Source organism: Nocardiopsis sp. NPDC057823, assembly GCF_042797335.1.
Taxonomy (GTDB): Bacteria; Actinomycetota; Actinomycetes; order Streptosporangiales; family Streptosporangiaceae; genus Nocardiopsis; species Nocardiopsis changdeensis.
In genome coordinates this window covers 817582-831479 of record NZ_JBHVLR010000001.1, presented here as the reverse complement: position 1 = coordinate 831479, position 13898 = coordinate 817582, and the positions used below count along the sequence as shown (strand labels likewise).

Genomic DNA, 13898 nt, shown 5'->3' with positions numbered 1-13898 from the left:
TTCGCCCTCACCAATGAGACGCCGGTCACACACCGGGCGTTGACGTCGGCCCGTGCCCGCGGTCGGCCACGCCCCGGCCCACGGCCGACCCATGGAACCGCGTTCGACAATGACGCATCACAGGAACCCCACGCCACACACCGGACACCGACCGTCACACCAACACGCCCCGAATCCGGGAAGTGCACCGAAAGCATGACGAGAACACCGCAGGGACCCCCTCCCCCTCCACCAGCGTGCGGCATTGTCGTATGATCTTTGCGATGTCCGCACGGAACGCGGAGTCCGTTCCGGCGGCCGCACAGCCATCCCTCTCCGAGGAGTACCCGGCCATGACGACCACGCCCGACCCGGCCGACCGGCGCCCCGACGCCTCCGTGCCCGCTGCCCGAGACACCGAAGCCCCCGCCGCGGAGACCGCCGGCACCCCGGACGCCCTGTCCCCGGTGTCCGCCGCCGTCGCGCTGCCGGGCCGCGGCGCGGACCGCGCGCGCACCCGCACCGAGCTCTCCCGCGGCACCTTCGACCTCCTCGTCGTCGGCGGGGGCATCCTGGGCACCTCCGTCGCCTGGAACGCCGCCCAGTCCGGCCTGCGGGTCGCCATGGTGGACGCGGGCGACTTCGCCGGCGCCACCTCCAGCGCCTCCTCCAAGCTCGTCCACGGCGGCCTGCGCTACCTCCAGACCGGGAACCTCAGGCTGGTCGCCGAGAACCACCGCGAACGCCGTTCCCTGGCCACCACCGTCGCCCCGCACCTGGTCAACCCGCTGCCGTTCCTGGTGCCGGTGTACGAGGGCGGCCCGCACGGCGCGGCCAAGATGGGCGCGGGCGTGTTCCTGTACTCGGCGCTGTCGGCGTTCGGCGACGGCATGGGGCGGCTGCTGTCCCCGGCCCAGGCCGCCCGGCTGGCCCCGGGCCTGCGCACCGAGGGCCTGAAGTCGGTCGCCGCCTACGGCGACCACCAGATGAACGACAGCCGCATGGCGATCATGACCGTGCGGGCCGCGGTCGAGGCGGGGGCCGTCGTCCTCAACCACGCGGAGGTCGTGGACCTGCGCCGCACCGGGACCCGGGTCACCGGTGCCGAGCTGCGCGACCGCGCCGACGGCACGGAGTTCGGTGTCGACGCCCGCCTGGTCCTCAACGCCACCGGCCCGTGGGTGGACCGCCTGCGCCGGATGGAGGACCCCGCGGCGGCCCCGAGCGTGCGCCTGTCCAAGGGGGCCCACCTGGTTCTGCGCACCCCGGAGCCGTGGCGGGCGGCGCTGACCATCCCGGTGGACCGCCACCGGGTGTCGTTCGCCATCCCGTGGGAGGGGCGCCTGCTGCTGGGCACCACCGACGAGGAGTACACCGGGGACCCCGCCGAGGTGGCCGTGGTGCCCGCCGACGTGGAGCAGATCCTGGGCGAGGCCGAGCTGGGCATCGACGCGCCCTACCTGGACGCCTCCCACGTGGACTACGCCTTCGCCGGGCTGCGGGTGCTGCCGGGCGGCGACGGGGACACCAGCGCGGCCAAGCGCGAGACGGTGGTCACCCAGGGCCGCGGCGGCATGCTGTCGGTGGCCGGGGGCAAGTGGACGACCTACCGGCACATCGGCCGGGCCGTCCTGAAGGAACTGCGCAAGGTGCGCGCGGTGCCGCTGGCCGAGGAGATGGCCGACCCGCTGCGGACCGTCCCGCTGCCCGGGCTGGCCAGCCCGGACGCGGTGGCGCAGCGGATCCTGATCGACCGCGAGCCGGGCGCCCGGATGGAGCCGCCGGTGGCCCGCCACCTGGCCTCCCACTACGGCAGCCTGGCCCTGGACATCGCCGCGCTCATCCGCGAGGACCCGGCGCTGGGCGAGCGCATCCACCCCGACGGCCCGGACGTGTGGGCCCAGGTGGTGTTCGCCCGCGACCGCGAGTGGGCGGTGACCGTCGACGACGTGCTGCGCCGCCGCACCACGGTGACCGTACGCGGCCTGGAGACACCCGAGGTCCGGGCCCGCGTCCAGCGGCTTCTCGGCGCGCCCGTGCCCGCCGTCCACTGATCCGACGGGGCGCCCGGCCGGCGCCCCGGACATGCGAAGGCCCCGGAGGGTCCGACCCTCCGGGGCCTTCGCGCGTCTCGACCCCGGGCCCGCCCGGGGAAGACGAAGGACGGCCCCGCCGGGAGGTCGAGGACCTCCGGACGGGGCCGTCCCGAGTCGTGGTGATCTAGCTCACGAGGAGTTAGATGGCGACGACGTTCTCGGCCTGCGGGCCGCGGTTGCCCGCGACGATGTCGAACTCCACGCGCTGGTTCTCCTCCAGGTTACGGAAGCCCGTGCCCTGGATGGCGCTGTAGTGAACGAAGGCGTCGGGGCCACCGTCGTCGGGGGAGATGAAGCCGAAGCCCTTCTCGCCGTTGAACCACTTCACAGTTCCCTGAGCCATGTTGTCTCCTTCAGCTCGGTGTACATCGGGCGCAACCTCGCGCCCGAGTAATTGCCGCGAGCCGACTCCCCAGGGAAACCGCCCGCCGGTCACAAACTCCGCGGGCAAGACACCAACTGCGAAATTCAACGACTAACAATCACCTCGAACGTACCACAGGCACCCCGGATCGCGAGGGTTTTCGGTGTGGCAACACGCACGAACAGCAGGGGAATATCCGGGGTCCTGACAGCGACGGGCGCGGCACCCCCTACCAGTGCGGGGATGCCGTGCCACGGCGCGGACGGCGGTCCGTTCTCAGCCCTGATCGATCCCGACGAAATGCCCTTCCTCCGCCTCCAGCAGCGGCGCGGACGCGTCGTCCGGGGCGACGGGGAGTTCGACGTCCTCCGGCGGATTCGCCTTCAGCTCGGCGTCCACCTCGGCCCAGGTGCGGTGCAGCTGGGGCACGCAGGAGAGCAGGTGGCGGCTGTAGGGGTGCAGCGGGTTCTCGAACACGCGGGCGGTGGGCCCCATCTCGGCGATCGCGCCCTTGCGCAGGATCACCGACCGGTCGCTGACGTAGTTGCCCAGCGACAGGTCGTGGGTGACGAACAGGATCGCCATCCCCCGCTCCTTCAGGTCGGCGAGCAGGTTGAGCACGTCGATCCGGGTGGAGGCGTCCAGCATGCTGATCACCTCGTCGGCGACCAGCAGGTCCACGTCCAGCAGCAGGGCCCGCGCGATGAGCAGGCGCTGCAGCTGACCGCCGCTGAGCTGGTGCGGGTACTTGCCCAGGACGTTCTCCGGGTCCAGGCGGACCGTGCCGACCGCCTTGAGCACCCGCTCCCGCCAGTCGGCGTCCGAGGTCCCGGGGAAGTACGAGCTCCGGATCATCTCGAACACCCGGTCGGCCTTGAAGATCGGGTTGAAGGAGCTGAACGGGTCCTGGAAGACCCCCTGCACCCGCCGGTAGTAGGCCTTGCGGGCGGCGTGCCCGCGGATGGTCGTGATGTCGGTGCCGTCGAAGGAGATCGTCCCGGCGGAGGGCTTGAACAGCCCCAGCACCATCTTGCCGATGGTGCTCTTGCCGCTGCCGCTCTCCCCGATGAGGGAGACCACCTCTCCGGACCCGACCTTCAGGCTGACGTCGCGGACGGCGCGCAGCCGCCCGCCGCCGAACGCCCCGACCCGGTACACCTTGTGCACGTGGCTGAGTTCCAGCACGTCCTCACCCCGTCTTCCAGCAGGCGGCCAAGTGGCCGGGTTCGATCTCGACCAGCGGGGGCCGCTCGTTGCACTTCTCGAACGCCAGCGGGCAGCGGTCCTTGAACCGGCACCCGGTGGGCGGGTTCAGCAGCCCGGGCGGGGTGCCGGGGATGCCCTCCAGCCGGCCCTGCTCGGTGGTGGTGCCGACCTCGGGCAGGGCCGAGATGAGCATCTGCGTGTACGGGTGCCGCGGCGCGTTGACGATGGTCGACGCCGAGGCCTTCTCCACGACGTGGCCCGCGTACATCACCATGATCGTGTCGGCCATCTGGTACACGAGCGAGATGTCGTGGGTCACGAACACCATGCTCTTGATGTACTCGCGGTCCCGGAACTCCACCAGGGACTCGGCGACGGCGCGCTGGGTGGACACGTCCAGGGCCGAGGTGACCTCGTCGGCGATCAGCAGCGACGGGTTGAGCAGCGTGGACATCACCATGACGACGCGCTGCTTCATGCCTCCGGACAGCTCGATCGGGAACCGGTCCAGGACGTCGGTGTCGAGTCCGACCAGTTCGAGGCGGCGTCCGAGTTCGGCGGCGATGTCCGCCGGGCGCACCCCCCGCGCCCGCAGGAGGTCGTTGATCATCCGCCCGATCTTGCGGGTGGGGTTGAGCGCGCTCATCGCGTACTGCGGGATGAGCGAGATCTCGTGGTACCGCAGGGGCACCATCGCCCTGTCGTCGGCGATGGGCACGTCCTTGCCGTCCAGTTCGACGGTCCCGCCGACGTGGCGCATGCGCGAGTCGAGGCGGATCAGGCTCTTGCCCAGCGTGGTCTTGCCGCACCCGGACTCGCCGGCCAGACCCATGATCTCGCCGTCGGCCAGATCGAAGGTCACGCCGTCCAGGGCGTGGACGTCCCCGCGCAGGGTCTGGTAGTAGACCTTGAGGTCGTTGACGCGCAGAGTCATCTACAGCTCCCGCAGCTTGGGGTTGAACACCTCGTCCAGCCCGACATTCAGGATGTACAGGGAGCCCACGATCATCGTGATCCCGAGGCCCGGCGGGATGAACCACCACCACATGCCCAGGTAGAGGGAGCTCCACTTCATCGCGCTCTCCAGCATGAGGCCGAGCGAGACGCCGTTGGTCGGGCCCAGGCCGATGAAGTCCAGGCCCGCGGCGATGAGGATCGCCCCGCCGAACAGCAGGATGAAGGACATCACCAGGTAGGAGCTCATGTTGGGGGCGATCTCGGTGGTGATGATCCGCCAGGTGCGGCGACCGCTGAGCCGGGCCAGGTCGACGTAGTCGCGGGTGGACAGCGACAGCGCCTGGGAGCGGACCGCGCGGGCCGCCCACGGCCAGGAGGTCAGGCCGATGAACACGCCCTGGATGAAGACGCCGCGCACCTCCAGGTAGGCCGTGATGACGATGAGGACGACCAGGGCGGGCAGCACCAGCACGACGTTGGTGAGCATGTTGAGGATCTCGTCGACGATCCCGCCCTTGTAACCGGCGACGAACCCGACCGCCGTGCCGATGACGAAGGCCACGCCGCCGCCGAAGGCGCCGATGAGGAAGGTCGAGCGCAGGCCGTACACGAACTGGGCCCAGACGTCCTGGCCGAAGCTGGTCGTGCCGAACCAGTACTCGCCGTTCGGCGGCTGGCTCTTGGGGCCTATGTACTCGTTGGGGTCGTGGTCGATGAAGAACGGCCCGAAGATGCCCAGCAGCAGCAGGCTCAGGACGATGCCCAGGCCGATGAGCAGCTTGGGGTTGCGCACGGCGAAGTGCAGGACCTCGGAGGTCTTGCGCTCTGGGGTGGGCTGGGGGTCGCCCGCGGGATCCGCGGCGCCCGGGGCTCCGGCGATCTCGCTCACGCGGCGCCTCCCGTCATCTGGACCCGGGTGCGCGGGTCGACCAGCACGTAGACGATGTCGATGATGAAGTTGGCGATCAGCACGCCGACGACCACGAACAGGAAGGTGCCCTGGAGCACGAAGAAGTCGCGGTTGTTCAGCGCCTGGAGGATCAGGGTGCCCAGGCCGGGGTAGTTGAACACGATCTCGGTGAGCAGGGCGCCGGACAGGACCGTGCCCAGCTGGACGGCCAGGCCGGTGATCTGCGGCAGCATCGCGTTGCGGAACGCGTAGCGGCGGATCAGGCGGGTGGGGGCGCCCAGGGCCTGGAGGTAGTTGGAGTAGTCCGCCTCCAGCTCGTAGATGATCATGTTGCGCATGCCGATCGCCCAGCCGCCCAGGGCCACGATGAACATGGACAGGAACGGCAGGAACCAGTGGGAGATCAGGCTGGAGATGAACAGCCAGCTGAACTCCGGGCGCAGCGACGGGGCGTAGCCGCCGGCGGTGGGCAGGACTCCCGCGACGATGCCCAGGCTCCAGGCGAGCAGCAGGGCCAGCCACATGTAGGGCATGGCGGTGAGGATGTACCCCACGGGCAGGATCGTGTTGTCGAGCAGCTTCTTGCGGGCGGCGAAGGCGCCGATCCGGTTGCCGACGATCCAGCTCAGCAGGATGGCGGGCAGGAGCAGTCCCAGGGTGTAGGGCACCGACCTCATGATGATGTCCAGGACGGGCTGGGGGAACAGCATCACGCTGACGCCCAGGTCGCCCCGGAGCAGGCCGGCCCAGAAGGCGAGGTACTGCTCGTGCAGGGGGGTGTCGAGGCCGAAGACCCCCGTGTAGTAATCGTTCATGCGCTGCAGGGCCTCGGGGTTGCCGACCGAGGCGCGGGAGAGCATGCTCCGGACGGGGTCGCCCGGCATGAAGCGCGGGATCATCCAGTTGATGGTGACCGCGATGACGAACGTAAGCAGGTAGACGAAGAGCTTACGGCCGATGTAGCGCCACACACGTTCCTCCAGGTGATGGTGGCGGACGGACGAGGAGCCCCGGGCGGGGCGGGAGGCGGAGGGGGACCCGGGCGAGGGGGTCCCCGCGGGGTTCCGCCGTCCCGCCCGCTCCGGGGCGGTCCCGGTCGGGCTTTCGCGCCGCTCCCGGCCGGGACCGGGCGGTCGGCGGGACTCGGGAGGAGGGGTGCTCCGGCCCGCCGACCGTGGTGCGGCTACTCGCCGGCCGGCTCGATGGTGGCCAGGGTGGTGATGGCGCCGAGCTGCCACCAGCCGTTCCAGAGGGTCGCGGCGCTCTTCGGCGCGCCCTCGGCCTCACTCGGCCAGTTCGTCCAGTACGTGTTGTTGGCCTGCGACCACATGCCGTTGTACCAGAGCGGGATGGCCGGGAGCTCGGCCAGCTGGATCTCCTGGATCTGCGAGGTGATCTCGGCCGCGGCCTCGACGTCGTCCGCGGGGACGGCGGCGAGCTGCTCGACCAGGGACCACACCTCCTCGTTCTCGTAACGGCCGAAGTTGACCGTCGTCTGCTGCTCGTTGATGGGCAGCTGGAAGAGGTAGTCGTAGTAGGTCCAGGGGGTGTTGCTCGCCTGGCGCTCGTTGTTGATGATCAGGTCGAACTCACCGGAGTTGCGGTTGTCCACCAGCAGGTCGAACTCGGGGGTCTGCGCCTCGATGTTGATGCCGACGGCCTGGGCGTTCGCCGCGATGACGTTGGACGCCTCCATCCAGTCGGTCCAGCCGGCCGGGACCTCCAGGGTGAGGGCGATGGGGTCGCCGTCCGGGGTCTCGACGAAGCCGTCGCCGTCCTGGTCCTGGTAGCCCGCGTCCTCGAGGATGGCCACCGCCTCGTCGGCGTCGTAGGAGAAGCCCTCCTCCTCGACCAGCTCGTGGTCGATGTAGTCGTCCCAGAGCGGGAGCAGACCGGTGGGGTTGGCGGCCTCGACCAGGTTGGAGTACGGGCCCTCGATGATCTGCTGCATGTCGATCGAGTGGGCCAGCGCCTGCCGGAACGCGGGGTCGTTCAGCGGTTCCTTGGTGGTGTTGGGCACCAGCCAGGCGGTGTTGGCGGGCTGCATGTACGGCGGACCGTCGTAGAAGCTGGTGATGGTCTCGTTGCCGTTGATGATCTGGTCGATGCCCGGCAGGAAGTTGTTCGACAGGTCGACCTGGCCCTGCTGGAGCATGCCCAGGGTGACGTCGTTGGAGGCGTTGACGAGGTCGACGATGTAGCGGGGCTTCATCTCGTAGTCGAGCGCCGCGGTGCCCCACCAGTCGTCGTTGCGCTCCCAGACCAGGCGCTCGTCGGTGTGCGACTCGTAGACGTAGGGACCGGTGCCGACCGGGTCCTCGTTCACGTCGCTCATGATCTGCTCTTCGGTCTTCTCGCCCCAGATGTGCTCGGGGGCGATGGGGTGCGAGTAGACCCAGTTCATCCACTCCTGCGGGCGGCTCTCGCTGAACGTGACGCGGACGGTCTGCGCGTCCACGGCCTCCACGCTCTCGATGAAGTTCCACAGGTTGCTGAAGGGGACGGACCCGAACTGACCGATCTCCAGTGTGGAGACCACGTCGGCGGAGTCGAAGGCCTCGCCGTCCGTCCAGGTGATGCCCTCGCGCAGGACGATCTCGTGGACGTTCTCCTCGGGCCAGCTGTCGCTCTCGGCCAGCCAGGGGACGTACTCGCTGGTGTTCGGGTCGAAGAGGAAGAGCGGCTCGTAGGCCAGCCCCACCGTGCCGACCGCGTACTGGCCCTGCATGAAGGGGTTCCAGTTGGCGGGCGGGCCCCACGCGGTCCCGGTGGTGTACAGCGTCTCGTTCCGCGGGTACTCGCCGGAACCTTCTCCGTTTCCGCCGCCGCCACCCGCGCAGGCCGTGACCGCGAGGGTCAGTGCCGCGAGTGCCGCCGGAAGCCGAAGAGATCTCATCTCGACTCCTCCTTCTTCCACCCGGTCGGCCGCTCGTGGGGGGGAACTTCCCTCTCCGGGGCCCGAAGAGGTGGGAGCGCTCCCAATCAGGGGCGCGGAGACAGGCCGTTGCTGAACCGGGTAAGTGACGTTAACAACAACACGCCGACGGGAAGGGCGTCAATGGGCGTCACTCCGCTGTTATTCGCTTGTAACAGCACAGATGTGGGCAAGTCAGCCAGCCGACAACCGTCGAACCGGTTCACCATCGGGCTTCTCCCCTCGTGTGCGTTGTGACGCAGCGCACGGCTTGCGCGTAGTTTTCCACAGTGAATGATGTTTTGGTAGCGCTCCCATGAGGCTCGGGAGGCATGCCGGAGGTGCTCGTTCGGCCGACGCCTGCGCACCGGTCGCTCAGCCCGCCATGGGGCCCGTGCTGCCGCGCGGCTGGAGCTCCCCCGGAACCGTCTCGCGGCTGCCCACGGGGCCGCCCTCGACCGCCTCGGCGAGCATCCGCGCGACCTCCCGGCCCGCGGCGACCACGTCCCGGGCGACCGCGGTCAGGGAGGGGTGCACCACCTGGCACAGCACCGAGTCGTCCCAGGCCACGATGGACAGCTGCCCCGGGACGTCGACCCCCATCTCGCGGGCCACGCCCAGGCCGGCCACCGCCATGAGGTCGTTGTCGTAGACCAGCGCGGTGGGCCGGTCGGCGCGCGCCAGCAGGCGGCGGGTCGTGCGGGCGCCCGACTCCCCCGTGTAGTCGGAGTGGACCGTGACCGCCCCCGGCAGCCCCGCCTCCGCGGCGGCCTCCTCGAAGGCACGGGTCCGGTCCCTGGTGTGCACGAAGTCGTCCGGCCCCGCCACCCGGACCACCCGCCGGTGCCCCAGGGCGGCCAGGTAGTGCACGACCTCCCGGACGGAGGAGGCGTCGTCGGTGTACAGGCACGGCAGGGAGCCCGCCCCGCCGGGCCCGCCCAGGACGACCGCGGGCAGCGGCACCTCGTCGACCAGCGCGATCCTCGGGTCGTCGACCCGCAGGTCGACGATGATCACCCCGTCCACACGGCGCTCGGCGAACCAGCGCCGGTAGACGCCCTCCTCCGCCTTCCGGTCGTCGGTGACCTGGAGCAGCAGGTCCGTGCCCGCGACCGCGAGCTCCGCCTCGATGCCCGAGACCAACTGCATGAAGAACGGCTCGACCCCCAGGAAGCGGGCGGGCCGGTCGATGACCAGCCCGAACGCGCCCACCCGGCCGCCGGGCGACAGGGCGCGCGCCGTGCTGCTGGGCGCCCAGCCCAGGTCGTGGGCGATCGCCAGGATGCGCTCGCGGGTCTCCTGGGAGACCCCGGGCCGGCCGTTGAGGGCGTAGGAGACCGCCCCCTTGGACACCCCCGCGGCCTTGGCGATGTCCATGATGGTCGGCCGTCGCATCAAACCCCCCACACGTCCCCCTGAACTCGAGTCCTGAACCGGTTAAGCGGCGATGTGGGATTGTACTGCACGCTCCGTGAGCGTTCGCCGGGGAGGGGGACCGGGTCTCACGCGGGCTGACAGCCCGGGCACCAGTAGAGCGTTCGTCCGGCCAGCTCGGCCGAGGCGATCGGGGATCCGCACACCCGGCAGGGTTCGCCGGTGCGGTAGCAGACGTACAGGGTGTCCGGCCGGGGCACCGGGAGCGCGCCGGGGTCGGGCCGGTGCTCGGGTCGGGTCGTGATGATGTAGCCGTCGCGGACGCCGTCCCGGAGCAGCCCGGCCAGGTCGTCCCAGAGGGCGTCCCACTGCCGCCGGGTGAGGTCGCGGCCGGGGGTCATCGGGTCCAGGCCCGCGCGGAACAGGGACTCGGCGCGGTAGATGTTGCCGATCCCGGCGATGACCTCCTGCCGCATGAGCAGGGCGGCGATGCTCGTCCGGGAGCGGGAGACCGCACGCCAGGCGCGTTCGGGGTCGGCGTCGGGGCGCAGCGGGTCGGGCCCCAGACGCTCCTGGACCGCCAGCTTCTCCTCCTCGGTGACGACCTCGCAGGCCGAGGGGCCGCGCAGGTCGGCCCAGCCGGAGGCGTTGACCAGCCGGGCCCGGACGGTGCCGGTCGGCGCGGGCGGCACGACGAACCCGTCCGCGTCGCGGACCAGGTCGGTCCGGCCGGCCCCGGCGGCGCGGGGCGCGCCCAGGTGGCGCTCGCCGTCGGCGTCGCCGAAGGTCCACGCGCCGTACAGGCCCAGGTGGACCCGCAGCCACTCCCCCGAGTCGAAGCCCAGGAACAGGTGCTTGCCGTGCGCCTCGCCGGTGGTCAGGACCCGGCCGTCGATCCGGGCCGCCCCGTCGGCGAAGCGGCCCTGGGGGCTGGAGGCCCGCACGGCGCCGCCGCCGAAGGCCTTGTCGAAGTGCGCCGCCAACCGGTGCAGAGTGTGGCCCTCGGGCACCCGATCCCCCTTGCCTCCCTGAGCACGGCGGGGCCTCGTCCCCGCCGCGTCCAGGGTAGTGCGGGTCAGCGGGCCCCGAGGATCTCCCGGACGAGGCGGTCGGGGTCGGCGAGGCAGCGCCAGGCGGGGACCACCACGACGGGGTCGCCGGTGATGCGGTTGAGGGCGTCGCCGCGGGCCATGAGCCGGCGCAGCCCGCGGCCGTCGGGTTCGCGGTCCAGGAGGATGAGCAGGCGCCGGGCTCCGAAGCGGACCACGAGGTCGGCGGTCCAGCCCTCCACGGTCTGCTGGACGCCGACGCGGGTGCCCGCCTCCCGGAGCCGGTCCACCAGGGCCCGGCAGGCGCCGTCCGGGGTGTTCTCGGGTACGGCGACCAGTTCGGCGAGCGGGCCGTCGCCGGCCTCCCAGTGGGAGCGGTCGCCGACGACCACGAGCCGCTGCCCGGTGCGGGTGAGCACCGCGGCCCACAGGTGTCCCATGCGGCGCACGCGGCGCTCGATGATCGCGGGAGCGCCCCGGGCGAGCAGCGGCGAGAGGACGGTGATGTCCGCGCGGTCGAGGTCGCCGCCGAGCAGGTCGGGTCCGCCGACCACGACGCGGTGGCGGAAGGCCCGCGGCCGCAGCAGGCGGCGCAGCAGCGCCACCTGGGGCTGGGTCGGGGCGACCACGGCGATGGTGCGCCCGAGCGGCAGGTGCTCGTCGATCTCGTCCACGACCACGGCGGCGCGGTAGGCCTCCTCCCGGTTGATGTAGGACAGACCGGGGGCGGCCTCGCAGACGCCCGCGACGTCGCGCCACTCGAAGGCCGGGCCGCCGCCCGGGTCGGGGGCGGTGGACACCGACACCCGCCCTCCGTAGCAGTGGCGCGAGGCGGTCTCGGCGAGCAGGGGCGGCGCCCCGGAATGCTCGTCCAGCCACAGGATCCCGCCGGCGGCGCGCTCGGCCGCGCGCAGCGCCGACCCGGTCCCGTGGCGCAGGCCCCGCTCGTCCAGCCGGTCGGCGGCGAGCCCGGCGGCGGCCAGGGCGCGGCGCTCCTCGTCGGGTTCCAGAGCGCTGGCCGGGCCGGGGTGCGCCGGGTCGCCCACGACCAGGGCCCGGGCCGCCCGGTGCAGGGCGGGCAACAGCTCGCAGACCCGGGTCCGCTCCGCGCCCAGCACCACGACCAGGTCGAACAGGCCCGCGCGCGGGGGCAGGGCGCGGACCTGGTCGGTGCGGCACGTCCAGGCGGGCAGCACCTCGATCAGCCCGTCCATACCGGGCCAGCCCGGGCCGTGGTGCCAGTTGAGGGTCTCCAACCGGTTCTCCAGGGCGGGCCTGCCCCGCCACAGCCGGGGTTCGACGGCGGCGGCCAGGCAGTCGGCCCCGGCGCGGCGGTGCTCCTCACGGGCCCGGGCCAGCCGCTCCGTCAGCTCGCCCAGGGGCGCGTGCCGGGTGCGCCGGTCCAGGGCGGCGCGCCAGCGGCTCTCCAGGCGGGCGGTCGCGCACAGCCGGGCGAGGGTCTCGGGGTCGGTGTCCAGGCCCAGTTCGCGGCGGATGGCGGAGCGGTGCTGGAAGGCGCCCAGGCCGCCGGCGAAGGCGCGTTCGGCCCGCGGCAGCCAGTACTCCGGGCCGCCGCGCTCGGGGGTGAACAGCCGGTCGGGGTCCCAGCCGGCGGCGATGCCCAGTTCGCGCTCCAGGGCCAGGTGGGCGAGCTCGTACCCGCCCGCGGCCATGCCGTCCATCTCGTCCCAGACCGCGCGGACCACGGACCAGTGGCGGGCCAGGTCGGCGCGGTGGGCGGCGGGGTCCTCGTGGCGGGGCGGGGCTCCGCCGTGGTCGGCGAGCAGGCGCCCGATGAGGCGCGCCTCGGCGGCCCGGTGCTCCTTGCCGCCGACCCGCATGACCGGGTGGCCGCCCTCGGCCCGGCGCAGGACCTCGCGGATGTCGTGCTCGGTGCGCCCGCACACCAGGACCCGCAGGCCGGAGCCGACGGCGGTGCGGACGACGGCGTCGACGAGGTCGTGGACGCCGGTGCCGGGCGGGGCCGCCACGGCGGTGAGCCGGTCGGCCATGGCCGCGCACAGCGCGGCGTACCGGGCCTGGTCCAGGGGCGAGGCGCTGATCGGGACGGGGTCGGCGCCGGGCCCGCCGGGGTCGCGGGCGGGGTCCGGTTCCGCCCCGGCGGCGCCGCCGGGGCCCCGCAGCAGGGCCTGGAGGGCGGTGTCCCCGATGGCCCCGGGGTCGATGCCGTCCCGTTCGGTGGGGTCGAGGTCGGCCAGCACCGCCTCCACGGTGCCCGGTTCGGGCACCCGGTCGCCGGGGCGGGCGCCGGGACCGGCCCGGAACAGGACGGCGACGTTGTGGGCGCCGTCGACGGGGTCGCGGGGCGCGTCCCGGGTGGCCGCCGGGTCGATGTCGTCGACCCGCTCGATCTCCAGGCGGGAGAGCAGGGTGCGCACCTTGACGGCCAGGTCGGCGACGGCCGCGGGGTAGGGGCCGCGGGCGCCGGAGCGCAGCCGGGTCCGCAGCTCGAAGAGGTCCTCGGGGTCGGTGGCGCCCAGCCGCTCCAGCAGCGCGGCGTTGACGTCGGGCGGGCCGATCGCGCGGATCCGGGGGGCGTCGGGGAAGGCGGGGTCCTCGACCGCCTGGACGTCCACGGTGAGCAGGGGCAGGGCGGCCCGGTCGGCGCCCTCGCCGAGGATGACGAGGGGGTAGCCGTAGCGCAGGGCCTGCCCGTGCCGGGCGGCCAGGCGCACGACCCGGGCGGCCGCGGTCCCGGCCGGGACGCGGTCGCCGCCGCCGCTGAACAGTGTCTCGGCGCCTCCGGGCAGGCAGGCGCAGGTGTCGCCGTCGAGGTGGCCCAGCAGGACCGTGTGGGTGTGCACGGCCTCGCGGCGCAGGCAGGCGCGCAGGTAGCCCAGCAGGGCGCGGGGGTCGGTGTCCTCGGCGGCGGGCGGCTTCCAGTGCGGGGACGCCCCGCCCGTCCCCTGCCTGCGGATCCGGATGACCGCCGGCCGCCGCCCGGAGGGGACCGGTGTCCCGAGGTCGCCGATCTCCTGCTCATCGTCCCGTAGTGATCTCACGTCCGCCCCCGGCGTCGATCCGGTGA

General features: G+C 72.4%; 10 protein-coding genes. 1 reads left to right on the top strand and 9 read right to left on the bottom strand.

Going from position 1 to position 13898, the window contains the following annotated elements; genetic code table 11:
- The first annotated feature begins 263 nt into the window (after nucleotides 1-263).
- Nucleotides 264-2033 carry an FAD-dependent oxidoreductase gene (locus ACFVNO_RS03810; RefSeq protein WP_378888965.1) on the top strand — a complete coding sequence of 590 codons (1770 nt, stop codon included), beginning with the start codon at nucleotides 264-266 and terminating at the stop codon, nucleotides 2031-2033.
- A gap of 181 nt (nucleotides 2034-2214) precedes the next feature.
- Here the strand turns inward: ACFVNO_RS03810 and ACFVNO_RS03805 are convergent, their stop codons facing one another.
- From ACFVNO_RS03805 to ACFVNO_RS03765, 9 genes are all read right to left on the bottom strand, one after another.
- Nucleotides 2215-2418: a cold-shock protein gene (locus tag ACFVNO_RS03805; protein ID WP_355256980.1), complete on the bottom strand. Its 204-nt coding sequence runs from the start codon at nucleotides 2416-2418 to the stop codon at nucleotides 2215-2217.
- 297 nt (nucleotides 2419-2715) lie between these two features.
- Nucleotides 2716-3624: an ATP-binding cassette domain-containing protein gene (locus ACFVNO_RS03800; protein ID WP_220565172.1), complete on the bottom strand. Its 909-nt coding sequence runs from the start codon at nucleotides 3622-3624 to the stop codon at nucleotides 2716-2718.
- 4 nt (nucleotides 3625-3628) lie between these two features.
- A complete protein-coding gene (locus ACFVNO_RS03795; protein ID WP_355256976.1) occupies nucleotides 3629-4579 on the bottom strand; it encodes an ABC transporter ATP-binding protein in 951 nt (316 codons plus the stop codon).
- Nucleotides 4580-5491, bottom strand: a complete 912-nt coding sequence (locus tag ACFVNO_RS03790; RefSeq protein ID WP_220565169.1) for an ABC transporter permease — start codon at nucleotides 5489-5491, stop codon at nucleotides 4580-4582.
- A complete protein-coding gene (locus ACFVNO_RS03785) occupies nucleotides 5488-6483 on the bottom strand; it encodes an ABC transporter permease (protein ID WP_220565167.1) in 996 nt (331 codons plus the stop codon). The genes ACFVNO_RS03790 and ACFVNO_RS03785 overlap by 4 nt, the downstream gene beginning before the upstream one ends.
- 212 nt (nucleotides 6484-6695) lie before the next feature.
- The gene (locus tag ACFVNO_RS03780; protein WP_220565166.1) at nucleotides 6696-8408 is read right to left on the bottom strand and encodes an ABC transporter substrate-binding protein; all 1713 of its coding nucleotides are present in this window, start codon (nucleotides 8406-8408) and stop codon (nucleotides 6696-6698) included.
- Nucleotides 8409-8801: 393 nt separating this feature from the next.
- A complete protein-coding gene (locus tag ACFVNO_RS03775) occupies nucleotides 8802-9821 on the bottom strand; it encodes a LacI family DNA-binding transcriptional regulator (protein ID WP_220565164.1) in 1020 nt (339 codons plus the stop codon).
- Nucleotides 9822-9928: 107 nt separating this feature from the next.
- Nucleotides 9929-10810: a DNA-formamidopyrimidine glycosylase family protein gene (locus ACFVNO_RS03770; protein ID WP_355256972.1), complete on the bottom strand. Its 882-nt coding sequence runs from the start codon at nucleotides 10808-10810 to the stop codon at nucleotides 9929-9931.
- Between the two features lie 65 nt (nucleotides 10811-10875).
- Nucleotides 10876-13872 (bottom strand): DNA helicase, encoded by a 2997-nt coding sequence (locus tag ACFVNO_RS03765; RefSeq protein ID WP_378888950.1) that lies wholly within the window; start codon nucleotides 13870-13872, stop codon nucleotides 10876-10878.
- Nucleotides 13873-13898: the final 26 nt, after the last annotated feature.

Bases quoted from the DNA above. Each gene is read 5' to 3' on its own strand.
- ACFVNO_RS03805 (WP_355256980.1), bottom strand. From the start codon at position 2,418: ATGGCTCAGGGAACTGTGAAGTGGTTCAACGGCGAGAAGGGCTTCGGC.
- ACFVNO_RS03780 (WP_220565166.1), bottom strand. From the start codon at position 8,408: ATGAGATCTCTTCGGCTTCCGGCGGCACTCGCGGCACTGACCCTCGCG.
- ACFVNO_RS03795 (WP_355256976.1), bottom strand. From the start codon at position 4,579: ATGACTCTGCGCGTCAACGACCTCAAGGTCTACTACCAGACCCTGCGC.
- ACFVNO_RS03775 (WP_220565164.1), bottom strand. From the start codon at position 9,821: ATGCGACGGCCGACCATCATGGACATCGCCAAGGCCGCGGGGGTGTCC.
- ACFVNO_RS03810 (WP_378888965.1), top strand. From the start codon at position 264: ATGTCCGCACGGAACGCGGAGTCCGTTCCGGCGGCCGCACAGCCATCC.